Origin of the sequence: Erythrobacter alti (assembly GCF_037996805.1) — a bacterium.
Classification (GTDB): Bacteria; Pseudomonadota; Alphaproteobacteria; order Sphingomonadales; family Sphingomonadaceae; genus Alteraurantiacibacter; species Alteraurantiacibacter alti.
This window is the reverse complement of sequence record NZ_JBBNAX010000001.1, coordinates 235,674-250,797: the sequence shown is the minus strand read 5'-3', so window position 1 is coordinate 250,797 and position 15,124 is coordinate 235,674. Positions and strand designations below refer to the sequence as shown.

The 15,124-nt window shown below is 61.6% G+C and carries 16 protein-coding genes; 11 read left to right on the top strand and 5 right to left on the bottom strand.

Features of this window, described 5'->3' with window-relative positions; genetic code table 11:
* Positions 1-23: 23 nt before the first annotated feature.
* Entirely contained in the window at positions 24-2,195 is a 2,172-nt protein-coding gene (locus AAC850_RS01150; RefSeq protein WP_340586613.1) for a primosomal protein N', read from the bottom strand.
* A 52-nt stretch (positions 2,196-2,247) separates the two neighbouring features.
* On the opposite strand from AAC850_RS01150, the gene AAC850_RS01145 reads away from it, so the two are divergent.
* From AAC850_RS01145 to AAC850_RS01115, 7 genes are all read left to right on the top strand, one after another.
* On the top strand, positions 2,248-2,955 hold the full coding sequence (locus tag AAC850_RS01145; RefSeq protein WP_340586610.1) for a DUF4197 domain-containing protein: 708 nt from the start codon (positions 2,248-2,250) through the stop codon (positions 2,953-2,955).
* 53 nt (positions 2,956-3,008) lie between these two features.
* Positions 3,009-4,829, top strand: a complete 1,821-nt coding sequence (gene cobT / locus AAC850_RS01140; RefSeq protein ID WP_340586607.1) for a cobaltochelatase subunit CobT — start codon at positions 3,009-3,011, stop codon at positions 4,827-4,829.
* Positions 4,826-5,335 (top strand): DUF2939 domain-containing protein, encoded by a 510-nt coding sequence (locus AAC850_RS01135; RefSeq protein ID WP_340586606.1) that lies wholly within the window; start codon positions 4,826-4,828, stop codon positions 5,333-5,335. Before cobT ends, AAC850_RS01135 begins: the two co-directional genes overlap by 4 nt.
* A 212-nt stretch (positions 5,336-5,547) precedes the next feature.
* Entirely contained in the window at positions 5,548-6,987 is a 1,440-nt protein-coding gene (gene cysS, locus AAC850_RS01130) for a cysteine--tRNA ligase (RefSeq protein WP_340586603.1), read from the top strand.
* Positions 6,984-7,928 carry a D-2-hydroxyacid dehydrogenase gene (locus AAC850_RS01125; protein WP_340586600.1) on the top strand — a complete coding sequence of 315 codons (945 nt, stop codon included), beginning with the start codon at positions 6,984-6,986 and terminating at the stop codon, positions 7,926-7,928. The genes cysS and AAC850_RS01125 overlap by 4 nt, the downstream gene beginning before the upstream one ends.
* Before the next feature lie 72 nt (positions 7,929-8,000).
* Positions 8,001-9,656, top strand: a complete 1,656-nt coding sequence (locus tag AAC850_RS01120; protein WP_340587222.1) for an acetolactate synthase large subunit — start codon at positions 8,001-8,003, stop codon at positions 9,654-9,656.
* A 21-nt stretch (positions 9,657-9,677) separates the two neighbouring features.
* Positions 9,678-11,111 carry an aldehyde dehydrogenase family protein gene (locus AAC850_RS01115; RefSeq protein ID WP_340586597.1) on the top strand — a complete coding sequence of 478 codons (1,434 nt, stop codon included), beginning with the start codon at positions 9,678-9,680 and terminating at the stop codon, positions 11,109-11,111.
* Positions 11,112-11,185: 74 nt separating this feature from the next.
* Here AAC850_RS01115 and AAC850_RS01110 read toward each other — a convergent pair whose 3' ends face one another.
* Both AAC850_RS01110 and AAC850_RS01105 read right to left on the bottom strand, forming a co-directional pair.
* Entirely contained in the window at positions 11,186-11,545 is a 360-nt protein-coding gene (locus AAC850_RS01110; RefSeq protein WP_340586595.1) for a hypothetical protein, read from the bottom strand.
* Positions 11,535-11,723, bottom strand: coding sequence for a hypothetical protein (locus AAC850_RS01105; protein ID WP_340586593.1), 189 nt, complete (start codon positions 11,721-11,723; stop codon positions 11,535-11,537). The genes AAC850_RS01110 and AAC850_RS01105 overlap by 11 nt, the downstream gene beginning before the upstream one ends.
* A gap of 147 nt (positions 11,724-11,870) precedes the next feature.
* Here AAC850_RS01105 and AAC850_RS01100 point away from each other — a divergent pair, with 147 nt between their 5' ends.
* Complete coding sequence (locus AAC850_RS01100; RefSeq protein ID WP_340586590.1) at positions 11,871-12,503, top strand: S24 family peptidase; 633 nt, start codon at positions 11,871-11,873, stop codon at positions 12,501-12,503.
* Here AAC850_RS01100 and AAC850_RS01095 read toward each other — a convergent pair.
* Positions 12,500-12,961, bottom strand: coding sequence for a GNAT family N-acetyltransferase (locus tag AAC850_RS01095; protein ID WP_340586587.1), 462 nt, complete (start codon positions 12,959-12,961; stop codon positions 12,500-12,502). The two genes, AAC850_RS01100 and AAC850_RS01095, sit on opposite strands and share 4 nt — an antisense overlap.
* A 132-nt stretch (positions 12,962-13,093) precedes the next feature.
* On the opposite strand from AAC850_RS01095, the gene AAC850_RS01090 reads away from it, so the two are divergent.
* Entirely contained in the window at positions 13,094-13,546 is a 453-nt protein-coding gene (locus tag AAC850_RS01090) for a hypothetical protein (protein WP_340586585.1), read from the top strand.
* A gap of 115 nt (positions 13,547-13,661) precedes the next feature.
* Positions 13,662-14,327: an MBL fold metallo-hydrolase gene (locus AAC850_RS01085; protein WP_340586582.1), complete on the top strand. Its 666-nt coding sequence runs from the start codon at positions 13,662-13,664 to the stop codon at positions 14,325-14,327.
* Here the strand turns inward: AAC850_RS01085 and AAC850_RS01080 are convergent.
* Positions 14,324-14,716, bottom strand: coding sequence for an MAPEG family protein (locus AAC850_RS01080; RefSeq protein ID WP_340586580.1), 393 nt, complete (start codon positions 14,714-14,716; stop codon positions 14,324-14,326). The two genes, AAC850_RS01085 and AAC850_RS01080, sit on opposite strands and share 4 nt — an antisense overlap.
* A gap of 208 nt (positions 14,717-14,924) precedes the next feature.
* Between AAC850_RS01080 and rpmF the strand changes: the two genes are divergently transcribed.
* Positions 14,925-15,107, top strand: coding sequence for a 50S ribosomal protein L32 (gene rpmF / locus AAC850_RS01075; RefSeq protein WP_197921703.1), 183 nt, complete (start codon positions 14,925-14,927; stop codon positions 15,105-15,107).
* Positions 15,108-15,124 lie beyond the last annotated feature (17 nt).

The window sequence follows — 15,124 nt, the reverse complement described above, 5'->3', positions numbered from 1 at the left end:
TTGGAAACGATTTCCGCCGCTGATCAGACGAAGCTGTAGGGGTCAATATCGACGCCCACGCGCACGCCGGGCGGGTGATCGACGCGGCTCAGCCAGTCGCGGATCACCTGCTGCAATTGCGCGCTGCGCCTTGCATTGAGCAGCAGGCGATAGCGGTAGCGATTGCGCAGCAGGGAAAGCGGGGCAGGAGCGGGGCCGAGGATCATGACATCGTCCAGCCGGGGCCGTGTATCGCCGATGCGGTTCGCGGCCATGCGCGCTTCGGCATCGTCCTCGCTCGACACGATGATCGCCGCCCAGCGTCCGAATGGCGGAGCGCCTGCGTGGCGGCGTGCGTCAGTCTCGGCTTCATAGAAGGCATCGCGATCGCCTGCTTCCAGCGCGGCGATGACCGGCGCCTCGGGGTGGCGGGTCTGGATCAGCACTTCGCCCGGCTTGGCTCCGCGCCCCGCGCGCCCGGCGACCTGCGCGACTTGCTGGTATGTTCGCTCCGCCGCGCGCAAATCGCCGCCTTCAAGGCCAAGGTCAGCGTCGATCACGCCGACCAATGTCAGTTCGGGGAAGTGGAACCCTTTGGTGACAAGCTGCGTGCCGACGATCACGTCGATCGCCTTCGCCTCTGCCATGGCAACGAATTCGGCGGCCCTCTCGGGCGAATTGAGTGTGTCGGACGTGACCAGCGCCACGCGGGCATCGGGCAGTATTTCGGCCACCTCGTCGGCGATGCGTTCGACGCCGGGGCCGCACGCGACCAGGCAATCGGGCTCGCCGCATTCCGGGCATTTCTCGGGCGGTGCCGTCTCGTGCCCGCAATGGTGGCAGGCCAGCCGCTTGCTCAGCCGGTGTTCGACCAGCCACGCGCTGCAATTGGGGCACTGGAAGCGGAACCCGCAATTGCGGCACAGTGTCAGCGGGGCATATCCGCGGCGGTTGAGAAACAGCAGCGATTGCTCGCCGCGCTCCAGCCGATCTTCCAGCGCGCGGCGCAGCGGCGGGGCGATCCATGATCCCCTGCCGGGTTGCTCGTCGTTCAAGTTGACGAGCTGGATATCGGGCAATTGCGCGCCGCCATAGCGGGCAGGCAGGACCAGTTTCTCGTAGGTGCCGCTATCGGCCATGTGGAGGCTTTCAAGCGCAGGCGTGGCGCTGGCGAGCACCACCGGAATACTTTCGAAATGCCCACGCATCACAGCGACATCGCGGGCGTTGTAGCGGACCCCGTCTTCCTGCTTGAAGCTTATTTCATGCGCTTCATCGACAACGATCAGGCCGAGATTGGCATAGGGAAGGAACAGCGCCGAGCGCGCCCCGACCACGACCTGCGCTTCGCCGCTGGCAATAGCGCGCCATGCGCGGCGGCGTTCGGTCGATTTGAGTGAGGAATGCCATGTAATCGGCGCGGCACCGAAGCGGGCCTCGAAGCGGCTGAGGAAGGCTTCGGTCAGCGCAATCTCGGGCAGCAGGACGAGCACTTGGCGGTCGCCTTTCAACGCCTGCGCCACGGCTTCGAAATATGTCTCGGTCTTGCCAGACCCTGTCACGCCGTCGAGCAGGATCGGCGCGAATTTTTCCGCAGCCACCGCCTCGACCAGCCGCGCCGAGACTTCGGTCTGCTGCTCGCTCAATTCCGGCTCGTCATAATCGTGGCGCGCGCCGGTGTAAGGGCGGTCGATATCCACTTCGACCGGTTCCAGCACGCCCTGGTTGACCAGTCCGCGCAGCACGGCTTCGGACACTCCGGCAAGGCCCGACAGCTCGCGGATCGTCGCCTGCTCGCCCTCAAGCGCTGCGATTGCGCGTTCGCGCTGCGGCGTCATGCGCTCGGGCATTCCGCCGGACAGGCGATATTCGATCATCGTGGCGGGGCCGCGCAAGGCTCCGCCGCTCGAGATGACCATTCGCGCAACCGAGGCGAGCGGGGCGATGTAGTAATCCGCCGTCCATTCGATCAGCCGCCGCAACTCGGCGCGGATGGGTGGAACATCGACTATGGCCAGCAATGGCCGTAGCTTGGATTCGGGTACGGGAGAGGTGGGCAATTTCTCCTCTTCCCAAATGATTCCGGTAACTTGCCGGGGTCCAAGCGGTGCCACAACGACCGATCCATGCTGGATTAACATGCCCTCGGGCACGCGATAGTCCAACGGGCCAAGCGCAGCGTTCATTACAAGCAATCGGGCACGGGTTGCGGGCATCTGCGTTATATGGCCATTGCGCCGCACCGGCGGCAAGAAGAGGACACGTTTTATGACCGAATTCGCCACGACCTCCACCGCCAAGACCCTTGGCCGCCGAAAATTTCTCGCCGGAATCGGCGCGACCGGTGCCGTGCTGGCCTTGCCCGGCTGCGAAAGCCTTGGCGGGTTCAGCCTAACCGATGCCGTGCGGCGACTGCTTTACCTGTCGAGCGAACGCGCCTTTGCACGCCTGACCGCTCCCGGCGGGTTCTGGGACGAACAGGTAGCCGCCATCGGCCTGTCCAACATGATCGGCGCGCGCGGCGGGGTGGTCGCCAATATCCTCACCTCGACGCTGTTCAAGGATCGGCTGGAACATGCCTTTGCCGATATCGCCATTGAGGGTGCCGAACGTGCGGCTCCGATCGTAACTGATGCAGTGCGTCTCATCGGCATCGAGAACGCCATCGCGCTGATCAACGGCGGGCCAACGGCCGCCACCGGTTTCTTGCGCGAAAGCATGGCGACATCGCTGATCGAAGCCATGGTGCCAGAGCTGGGCCAAGCCATGCGCATTGCCAATGAACCTCTGGTTGGCGAATTGCTTGCTGGTTTAACCGGCATCAACATCTCCGGCGTCGCGCAGAACCTCTCCAACCGGATCGACACTGCGATCTGGACTGAGATGGGCGTTGAGGAAGCGGCCATCCGCGCCAACCCGCGCGCCACCAACGATCCGGTGCTGATCGGCGTGCTGGGCGGGGGCAGCCTGCTGTAACGGCGCTTTTGACCCCTTGCGCCCTGCGCGCGGTGCTTTAGGCAGCGCGGCATATGGCAGACGAATCTCCCCTCGATCGCTTCAAGCTCGCCCTGACCGGCGCGGCACGTGCGATTGCGCGTGATGCGGAGGTGGAGGTCGGTTTCACTGCCGATTCCGCTTCCGAGCAGGGCAAGACCGCCCGCGTGCCGATGCCTTCGCGCAATGTCACGGCGGCAGAGGCGGAAGAGGCGCGTGGTTTTGCCGACAGTTTCGCGCTGCGCCTGCGCCACCACAATGCCGGGCTGCACACGCGTCACCGCCCCGAAGATGCCGATGCCCGCGCTTGCTATGATGCCATCGAGCGGACGCGGTATGAAGCGCTTGGCGAGACCGAATTTGCCGGAATACGCGAAAATCTTGCCGCGATGCAGGAACGGCGCGTGGCGGGAAGCGCGATCGCCCGCGCACAAAGCAGCGACGATGTACCGCTCCACACCGCGCTCGGTCTGATGCTGCGTGAAGAGCTGACCGGCCAGCCGATTCCCGAAGCAGCGCGAGCGGGCGTCGATATGGTGCGCGAATATATCGAAAGCCGCACCGGCGACGATTTCGAGCAACTGGCGGACGCCTTGCACGACCAGCGCGCCTTCCAGAAGCTCGGCCTCGACATGCTGCGCCATCTCGACATGGTGCCTGCCGAAGTCGAGCCCGAAGATGGCCTCGACCTCGACGATGACGAGGAAGACGCGAGCGAGGAAGAACAGCCCGAAGAGGAAGAAGGCGAAGGCGCAGACAGCGACCAGCCCGACACCCGCTCCGAAGGGGCAGAGGGCGAAGAAGGCGAGGGCGAGGACGAGGACGAAGCCAGCGGCGATGAAAACCTCACCGAAGGCGAACCCGGCGAGGATGGCGACGACTTCATGCTCCCGCAGCGCCGCAACGCGCCGTGGCAGGATCTTCCCGACACCTTCGAATACAACGCCTACACGACCGAATTCGACGAGGTGATCGAAGCGACCGAGCTGTGCGACACCGAGGAGCTTACGCGCCTTCGCGCCTATCTCGACAGCCAGCTTGCCGGATTGCAGAGCGTTGTCACGCGGCTTGCCAACCGCCTCCAGCGGCGGTTGATGGCACAGCAGAACCGCAGCTGGGATTTCGACCAGGAAGAAGGCCTGCTCGACGCCGCGCGGCTCGCCCGCGTGGTCATCAGCCCCGGCCACTCGCTCAGCTACAAGGTTGAGTTGGAGCAGGACTTCAAGGACACCGTCGTCACCTTGCTGATCGACAATTCCGGCTCGATGCGCGGTCGGCCCATTTCCATCGCCGCGATCAGCGCCGATATCCTTGCGCGCACGCTGGAACGCTGCGGAGTGAAGGTCGAGATACTCGGCTTCACCACCCGCGCCTGGAAGGGCGGGCAGGGACGTGAGAAATGGCTGGCCAATGGTCGCCCGCCGAACCCCGGCCGCCTCAACGATCTGCGCCACATCATCTACAAGAAGGCCGACGAGCCGATGCGCCGCGCGCGCCGCAGCCTCGGCCTAATGATGCGCGAAGGATTGCTCAAGGAGAACATCGACGGCGAGGCTCTACTGTGGGCGCACGAACGCCTGCTCGCCCGCCCCGAAGACCGCCGCATATTGATGGTGATTTCCGACGGTGCACCGGTCGACGATTCGACGCTCAGCGTGAACAGTGCGGGCTACCTCGAAGGCCATCTGCGCAAGGTGATCGAATGGATCGAAAAAGCGTCGCCCGTGCAGCTGGTCGCGATCGGCATCGGCCATGACGTGACCCGCTACTACAAGCGCGCGGTCACGATCATGGACGCCGAGCAACTTGGCGGCACGATCATCGAGCAGCTTGCAGACTTGTTTGAGGTAGAATGATGCGCAAACTCCTTACCCTCCTCATCCTCATCGCCCTCGTCATCGGCGGCTGGTATTTCGTCTCGCCTTGGCTCGCCATGAAGGGTCTCGCCGATGCGGCGCAGGATGGTGATGTTGCGGCGCTGGAGGAGAGGGTCGATTTCCCTGCCTTGCGCGCTTCGGCGTCGGACCAGATCAGCGAGGCGACGCGACGCCGTGTGGGTGATGGCGGGTTGCTGGACCAGATTGGTGGCGCAGTGGCGGAACGTGTCGGCCGCGAAGTTGCCAATCGGGCGCTGACGCCAGAGGCGGTCGGCAATATGGTCTCAAACGGCGCACTCGCAGCAGGCCTGTTGCCCGAACGGCTGCGCGGGCAGGAAATATCGTGGGATGTCGAGCGCGAGGGGCTGGAGAACTTCCGCGCCATTGGCACGTTCGAAGATGGCACCGCCGGCCCGACACTCATTTTCGCACGCGACGGGCTGGGCTGGAAACTCACCGGGTTCGAATTGCCGGGTGCTGCCTAGGCTTCGGATATTTTCCTACAAGCGTGCGCCGTGCGCAGTGTTCTGCGATGCAAGCCGCTAACCCGCTAACCCGCAGTTTTCCGCCATCCCTGGAGGTTTGCACAGGCCCCGTTTTTTGCACTCCGGACTGTGCTCCATGTGCTCCACATTACCCCACCTCGAAGCACTTGCTCCCTTGCCCAGCGCGCAGCCCCGACCTATGCGAACGCGCAATGACCGACCTCAAGCTCTTTAATTCACTCACCCGCCAGATCGAGACTTTCGCGCCTGTCCACGAAGGCGAGGCGCGCGTTTATACCTGCGGGCCGACGGTCTATAACTATCCGCATATCGGCAATATGCGAGCCTATGTCTTTGCCGACATCCTTGGTCGCACGCTGAGCTGGAAGGGCTATAAGCTCACCCACATCATCAACATCACCGATGTCGGGCACCTTACCGATGATGCCGATGCGGGCGAGGACAAGCTGGAGAAAGCCGCCGCCGAACGCGCGCAGTCGATCTGGGATATTGCCAGGCATTACACCGAGGCGTTCTGGGCCGATGTGAAGGCGCTCAATATCCGTGAACCCGCCAAATGGTCGGTCGCCACCGACTACATCGAGGAGATGCTCGACTTCGCAAAGAGTATTGCGGACAAGCATTGCTACGAATTGGAAGGTGGGCTCTACTTCGACACCTCCACCGTCGCTGACTACGGGCGGCTGGCGCGTGCCGTGACCGAGGAGGGCGAAGGCCGGATCGAGACGGTCGAAGGCAAGCGTAACGCAGCCGATTTCGCGATCTGGCGCAAGACACCCGCTGGCGAGACGCGCCAGATGGAATGGGATTCGCCCTGGGGCAAGGGCGCACCCGGCTGGCATCTGGAATGTTCGGTCATGGGCGAGAATTTGCTCGGCTTTCCCTTCGACATTCACACCGGCGGCATCGACCACCGCGAAATCCACCACCCCAATGAAATCGCGCAGAATCAGGCTTTTTGCGGTTGCGGCTCACTCGACGAGACAACCCATTCGGGCGCGAAGATCTGGATGCACAACAACTTCCTGATCGAGCGCAGCGGCAAGATGAGCAAGTCTTCCGGCGAGTTCCTGCGACTGCAGTTGCTGATCGACAAGGGCTACCACCCGCTCGCCTACCGCATGATGTGCCTGCAGGCGCATTACCGCAGCGAGCTGGAATTTTCGTGGGAAGGGCTGGAGGCCGCGCTGGTGAGGCTGAAGCGGATTGTGATGGCGGTCGAACGGCTCGCCGATGCTGAAAGTGCCGACCCGGCGCATCCCAAATTCGCAGACTATCGCACCAAGTTTGCCGAAGCCATGTCGGACGACCTCAACACGGCTATTGCGCTCACTGCTTTGGAGGAAGCTCTTGCGGTCAAGAAGGTCGACGCGGGCGAGAAGCGCGCCGTGGTCGAGGAAATGGACGCCGTGCTCGGCCTTGATCTCTTCGGGCTTACGCGCGCCGATATGCGCATTCGCCCGAAGGACGCGACCATCGCCGAGGCGGAGATCGAAGACGCACTGGCTCGCCGCAAGGAAGCCCGCGCGGCCAAGGATTTCGCCACCTCCGACGCACTGCGCGACGAGCTCGCGGCCAAAGGCGTGGAGGTGATGGACGGCGACCCGCTCGGCTGGGAATGGAAGCTGTGACCGTTGCGGTCATCAACGAACTTGTCCGCGAATTTGTCGAGCCGCACCTGCCCGATGGCATCGAAGGGCGCTTTTACACCTCGATAGACGAGATGCTCGATCTCGCGCCCGAAGCCGAAATCGGCTGGTTTGATGTCAATGAAATACCTCCGATGATCGACGCGGTAGAGCGTGCCGGAAAATTGCGCTGGCTCAACTCGATGTATGCCGGGCTGGATTTCCTCCCGCTGGACTTGTTGCAGCAGCGCGGCGTTACGATCACCAATGGCACAGGCATCAATGCCATCGCGATATCCGAATATGTGCTGATGCTGATGCTCACCCACGCCAAGGGCTATCGCGAAGTCGTGCGGGCGCAGGATCGATGCGAGTGGCTCTTCGATTCGCCGGGCAAGCGCGAACTGGCAGGGAGCCGGGCGTTGCTGTTGGGGTATGGCGCAATAGGGCAGGAAGTTGCCAAGCGGCTTGCCGGCTTCGGCGTGCAAACTACCATCGTCAGGCGCTCCGCCAGTGATGATGCCAATGTGATCGGACCCGATGAATGGCGCGTGCGATTGGGCGAATTCGACTGGATCATCCTGGCGCTGCCCGCCACTCCGGAAACCGAAGGCATGATCGGTGCCAGCGAACTCTCGGCCATGAAGCGGGAGGCAGTGCTGGTGAACATCGCGCGCGGCAGCCTCATCGATCAGGCGGCGCTCGTCACGGCGCTGGAGGACAGGACAATAGAGGCCGCACTGCTCGATGTGACCGAGCCGGAACCGCTTCCCAAAGACCACCTGCTCTGGCAGCTGGAAAATGCCCATGTGACCATGCACCTGTCCGGACGGGCACAGGACAAGATGTATGTCCGCTCTGCGGAGCGGTTCGTTGACAACCTGCAGCGATTTATCGCCGGTGAGCCAATGTCTCCGATATTCGACCCCGGCCGCGGATACTGACAAAAGGTTCGGGCAAGCCCGTCAAATTTGTGTATGAGTTACCGGCATAGCGTGCAGCCATGGGGGGAAATCATGCCGGACACGACCAAAGCTTCCGACCTTTTCGTGCAATGCCTTGAAATGGAAAGGGTCGAATATGTCTTCGGCGTTCCGGGCGAAGAAAACCTCGATTTTCTCGAGAGCCTCTCGAACAGTGACTCCATCAAGCTGATACTGACCCGGCACGAACAGGGTGCTGGTTTCATGGCGGCGACATACGGGCGGCACACCGGCAAGACGGGAGTGTGCCTTGCAACTCTGGGGCCAGGCGCGACCAATCTGGTGACCGCCGGAGCCTACGCTCAACTTGGCGGAATGCCGATGCTGATGATCACCGGGCAGAAGCCGATCAAGACCAGCAAGCAGGGCCGGTTCCAGATCCTGGATGTGGTCGACATGATGGGGCCGATCACGAAATACGCCCACCAGCTTCACGCGGGCGAAAACATTCCCAGCCGCGTGCGCGAAGCCTTCCGTCTGGCGGAAGAAGAAAAGCCCGGCGCGACGCATCTCGAATTTCCCGAAGACATAGCGGAGGAACAATGCACCTCCCGCCCGATCCCGGCATCGCTTGCGCGGCGACCATCTGCCGAAGGCAAGGCAGTGCGGCAGGCTGTGGAAGCGCTCGAAGCGGCCGAGCGTCCGGTGCTCGTCATCGGAGCAGGCGCCAACCGCCGTATGACCAGCCGGATGCTGCTGCAGTTCGTCGAGAAAACGGGAATTCCCTTCGTCACCACGCAAATGGGCAAAGGCGTGATCGACGAGCGGCATCCCAAGTTTCTTGGTTGTGCAGCCCTGTCGTCGGGCGATTTCGTCCATCGCGCCATCGAAGTCGCCGATTGCATCGTCAATTTCGGGCATGACGTCATCGAAAAGCCGCCCTTCTTTATGGACCGCGATGGAACGATGGTGATCCACGTGTCCACCAACACGGCAGAGGTTGATCCGGTCTATTTCCCGCAGATCGAGGTGATAGGCGATATTGCCAATGCGATCTGGCAGATGAAGGAAGCGATCACGCCGCAGGACCGCTGGGATACCGATTGCATGGTGCAGTATCGCGAGGCGGAGGATGCCCACACCGCAGAACTCGCCGCCGACGATCGCTTCCCGGTCTTCCCGCCCTATCTGGTGCGCAAGGTGCGCGAAGCCATGCCGGAAGACGGCATCATTTGCCTCGATAATGGCATCTACAAGATATGGTTCGCGCGCTGTTACCGCGCCTACCTCGGCAACACTGTGCTGCTCGACAATGCACTCGCCACGATGGGCGCAGGCCTGCCCAGCGCCATGATGAGCGCCATGCTCTACCCCGACCGCAAGGTGATGGCGATTTGCGGCGATGGCGGGTTCATGATGAATAGCCAGGAGATGGAAACTGCGGTCCGACTGGGCCTCAATCTTACCGTGCTGATTCTACGCGACGATGCCTATGGCATGATCCGCTGGAAACAGGCGAACATGGGCTTTGCCGATTACGGCCTGACATTCGGAAACCCCGACTTCGTTGCCTATGCGGAGAGTTACGGCGCGAAGGGTCACCGTGCGACATCGTCCGGGCATTTTTGCGAATTGCTGGCCCATTGCCGCGATACGCCGGGTGTCCATCTGATCGATTGCCCGGTAGATTACAGCGAGAACGACCAGATATTGAACCACGACATCAAGAAACTCAGCGCAGCGCTTTGACTTGATCTCGCAGGAGGCCCGATGCCCAAGCTGAAAGACACTTATCCGCTTTATCTCAACAACAAGGCGGTGCAGCCCAATGCCGACCTCGAAGTGACCGACAAGTTCACCGGCGAGGTCGCATTCCGAACCGCTCTCGCCAATCCGGAGATCATCGACAAAGCCATTGCGGGCGCGGTACGCGCGGCAGAGCCGATGGCGCGCATGGCCAGCTATGAACGCAAGGCGGTGCTCGAACATTGCGTGAAGCGTTTCCGCGAACGGTTTGACGAGTTGGCCTATGCCCTGTGCGTAGAGGCAGGCAAGCCGATCAAGGACAGCGAGGGCGAAGTCACGCGGCTGATCGATACGTTCCAGATCGCTGCCGAAGAATCGACCCGCATGTATGGCGAGGTAATGCCGCTCGATATCAGCGAGCGGGCGAAGGGCTACCAGGCCATCTGGAAGCGTTATCCAGTCGGGCCGTGCAGCTTCATTTCTCCCTTCAATTTCCCGCTCAATCTCGCCGCGCACAAGGTCGCGCCTGCCATAGCGGTGGGGTGCCCATTTGTTATGAAGCCCGCCAGCAAGACACCGCTGGGTGCGATCATAATTGGCGAAATCCTTGCCGAGACCGACCTTCCCGAAGGCGCCTTCAGCATTCTTCCCGCCAGCCGCGATGGCGCTGACCTGTTCACCGAGGACGAGCGGCTCAAGCTGCTCAGCTTCACTGGTTCGCCCGCCGTGGGCTGGGCGCTGAAGGCCAAGAGCGGCAAGAAGAAGGTCGTGCTCGAACTGGGCGGAAATGCAGCCGTAGTGGTCGACCGCGATGCCGATCTGGACGATGCGCTGGAGCGGATCGTGTTCGGAGCGTTCTACCAATCCGGGCAAAGCTGCATCGGCGTCCAACGCATCCTGATCCACGAGGAAGTTTACGCCCGTTTCAAGGCTATGCTGGTCGAGAAGACCAGGACGCTCAAGTCGGGCGACCCGAAAGACCGCGAAACCTTTATCGGCCCGATGATTTCCGAAGGAGAAGCGAAGCGACTCAAAGGCTGGATCGACGAAGCCGTGGCGGGTGGCGCGACGCTGCTGTGCGGCGGCGACCTGGACGGAAGCATGTTGCAAGCCACCTTGCTGGAGGGCGTGGACAGAGACGCACAGGCGCTCAACGACGAGGCTTTCGGCCCGCTTGCCGTCCTCCAACCCTTCGCCACCATGGACGAGGCGCTGGAAGAGGTGAACCGAAGCGAGTTCGGCCTGCAGGCGGGGATTTTCACCCGCGACCTGTTCGCCATGTTCGACGCGTGGGATCGGCTGGAAGTGGGCGGCATCGTGATCAACGACGTGCCCAGCTACCGCGTCGACAACATGCCATATGGCGGGGTCAAGGATTCCGGCCTTGGCCGCGAAGGGATCAAGTTCGCGATGGAGGACATGACCGAAATCCGTAACCTTGTGGTGCGGCGGACTTAGGAATCAGCCGACGCTAAGCGAGCACTCGTGGGATTGTATCTGGAAGGTTGGCTAACCCCTGAACGCGGCAAGCTTCAACCTTCCTCCAGCATCAGGATTTCGCAAATCACCACCATGCTAGGTGGCTCGACTATGTGATCGACCTCGGTGACCGCCGCGTCGGCAACGAGTTGGCCGGGAATGGTGAATTCATGTTCGGGCAGGAAGGCGATGAAGCATTCGCCCGCTTCGACTGCGTCGGCCCCCTTGAACACAATTTCTACCCGGTGCCGCGCGCCGGCGAAGGTGATGCTCGCCCAGCCTTTCTCGGAATGCTTGGCAATGCGCGCCTTGCCTTCCGCGAGCGCGATAAGGGCTTCGGACAGTCGTTCGGTCGGGCCGCGACGATTGCGACGCTTTTGCTTGGCGATGACTGGTTTGGGATCAATACGCATTTGTCGTCTCGCGATAAGTGTTCATGAAATGTTCTATCCGCTTTTCCGTATGTGGGCGCGGTGTGCGGCCATTGCGCAAATCGAGCACGAAGCGCGGATCGCTTGTGGCAAGCCGACCGAACTTGGTCGGCGGCATTCTGGTGTGGCGCAGGAAGACTTCGATCTTGCGGATGAGCACGCGCGTTTCCCCTTGGCAGTGTTCTGAACCCATCGATCCCGCGACTCGGCATCGATTCGATGGATGTAAAACAGCGCGCAAAATCCTACTTGTCTAGGAAAAATACATCGTGTAGGAAGATTTTGTTCACTACGTAGGGAATTGCCCATGGATGCACGCGAAAGATTGGCTCGGGCCGCCCGCATCAAGGGTAGCAGCCTTGCTGCGCTTTCGCGGATGATCGGGCGTAATGGCACGTATCTACAGCAATATATAACCAAGGGTAGCCCGCGGAAGCTTGAGGAGGACGACCGGCGCAGGCTTGCGCAATTCCTGGGGCTGGACGAATCGGAGCTTGGTGGACCGCAGGAAAAATCCTACGTAAAACCACAGAGCCGCGACTGGATAGATGTACCGCGGCTCGAGATTGATGCTTCTGCAGGACCGGGCGCGCTGGGCGCGCAGGAGCGGGCTTTCGATGCGTTTCGCTTCTCGCGCCGCTGGCTTATCGAACAGGGGCTGGATGGTGCGCAGCTTTCCGCCATCCGCGTAGTCGGCGACTCGATGGAGCCGCTGCTGCGCGAAGGCGATGAAGTGCTGGTCGACCGCCGCGACCAACCCTTTCGCGACGGGATCTACGTCGTCCGCATCGACGACACACTGTTCGTCAAACGCGTCGCCAATCAGGGGGCAGGGCGCTTCTCACTGCTCAGCCAGAACCTCGCCTACCCGCCGATCCATGTTGATGCGGAGGAACTGGAGGTTGTCGGTCGCGTGGTATGGAAAAGCGGGCGGGTCTAGCTCAACTTCAGCTTGAACCCCGTGTGGCTCGGCTCGAACCCTAATCGCTGGTAAAAGCGATGCGCCGCTTCGCGCTTCCGATCACTGGTCAGTTGCACGATCCCGCAGCCGCGGTCTTTGCAGCGATCCATTGCCCATTGCATCATTGCTTCGCCGATGCCTTGCCCGCGCAGGTTTTCCCGAGTGCGAACGCTTTCGATCTGTCCGCGCCATGCGCCGCGCCGCGCAACGCCCGGGATGAAGCTGAGCTGGAAACTGCCGACTGGTTCGCCCGCCCACTCGACTATGTAGAGCCTGTGGTTCGGGTCAGCAGTAATGGCGCGCAGCCCTTCGAGCGCCTGTTCGGCATGATCGGGCCGCAACGGATCGCGCGCTGTGCCCACATCGTCTTCAGCCGCAAGTGCATCGAGAAAAGGCAGGTCAGCTTCGGTCGCGTCGCGATAAGTGAGTTGGTCCATGTGGCCTCAATAGGCTTGCAATTCGCTTGCGTCACCGCCCTTTGCCCAGCGCGCCCCCGCGAAAATGGCCATTTTCCCCGCGCTCTGCTAACACCGTGACCGGGTCGCGTAATCAGGGGGGGAGTTCCTGACATGAAGACCTATCTGGCAGCCGCAGCGTTTGCGGCCCTATTGATCGCCGCACCAGCCCAAGCGCAGCAATTTACTTACGAAGTCACCTGGGGTGATGTCGAAATGACTGGCGGTGTCGGGCCTGAACGCTCTTCTGCGGCTGGCGTTGTCGATGGCAATTTCACGGCGAATTACGAAGATGGCCGCACGGTTGAAGGATCCATGCATTGCGTAGGAATGGATCAGCCCAGCGGAAGTATGTTCGACATGCATATGTCTTGCGAGGCGACCAGTGAAACCGGCACAACCTCGATCGTTTATGGCTGTGATTGGCGCGGCGAAGGCACCAATGGGCCGCTTGCTTGTGTTGGTTATATGGAAGGCCGGGGTGACATCGAAGGGCGCGCCGGGCTTCTCACCTTGGATTGGCATTCGCAGAACGCCTCCAGCGGCACGGGACAGTGGTTCGAATAGAGCCCATTAGACCAGCCAGCGAGACCAATTGGGGGAACGCTGGCGGGTCGCTCTTGTTGAGGCACATCTAACCGATGCACTTGCATGCGGCGCTTTGCCGCGCCATTTGACGCGCATGACGTCCCCATCTCCGATCCGCGCCGCCATCGTTCCTGTCACGCCGTTCCAGCAGAATTGCTCGCTGGTCTGGTGCACCAAGACCATGCGCGGCGCGCTGGTTGATCCGGGCGGTGAACTGGACAAGCTCAAGGAAGCGGTCGCCAAGGCTGGCGTAACCCTCGAGAAGATCCTGCTCACCCACGGTCATGCCGACCATTGCGGGCAGGCTGGCATGTTGGCGGATGAACTCGGCTTGCCGATCGAGGGTCCGCACGAGGCCGACCGTTTCTGGATAAGCCGCCTCGACGAGGATGGCCCACGCTTCGGCATGCAATGTGCCGTGTTCGAGCCAACGCGCTGGCTAAACGATGGCGACACGGTCAGCATTGGCGAAGTCACGCTGGATGTCATCCATTGCCCTGGCCACACGCCCGGCCACGTCGTCTTTGTCCACAAGGGCGCAAATTTCGCTTTTGTCGGTGACGTTCTGTTCGAGGGCAGCATCGGGCGTACCGACTTCCCGATGAGCGATCACCAGTCGCTGCTCGATGCGATTACGCAAAAGCTCTGGCCATTGGGCGACGATATCACTTTCGTCCCAGGCCACGGCGCGACCAGCACCTTTGGCCAGGAACGCAAGACCAATCCGTTCGTGGGCGACGCCGCAATTGCGCGCGGTTAGATCACGCCGAAAGAGGCAAGGCTCGCGACAATCGCCAGAACCAGCAGCGTCAGCATGGTGACGATCGTACCGAACTGGCGGCCCTTGTGAGGGTAATCGTGATCCATCCCGATCGCATGCGCCACGCGGCCGGCAAGGAAGATCCCGGCAACGATTTTGAGCCACATGCCGCCCGCTCCGGCCAATTCGATGACCAGCGCCAGTGCGATCACGAACGGCATGCTTTCCACGAAATTGAGCTGGCCGCGCATCCGGCGTGCGAGCAATTCATTGCCTCCGCTGCCGTGCAAGACCTTTTCTGACATTCTAACCCGGCCAATACGGCTCATGTGCCACATGGTGAGCAGGGCGGCTCCCACCGCAAGCAAGGTAGTGGCGGGCAAGATCATGGCAGGGTTCTTTCATCAGTTTGCGGAAAGTCGCAGATTTTGGGGCTACATGGTCGTTGCAATGCTTGCAAACATGCAAAAACCAGTTATAGCGCGCGCCTTCGCCGTATCCGAGGTAACCCTCTTCACCGTGCTTGCGCGGTGGCTGGGCATCGCCTAGGGCGGCACCCGAACAGTTTTTGCAAGAATTCAAGGAACAGGTGCCGAAATGGCTGTCCCTAAGAGAAAAGTATCGCCGCATCGCCGGGGCAATCGCCGGGCACACGATTCGTTGAAGGTAGAAGCCTTCCACGAGTGTTCCAACTGTGGCGAGCTGAAGCGCCCGCATATGCTTTGCAACGCCTGTGGCCATTACAATGGTCGCCAGGTGATCGAGCCCAAGGGTCTTTAAGCCTCCTCTACAGGAAG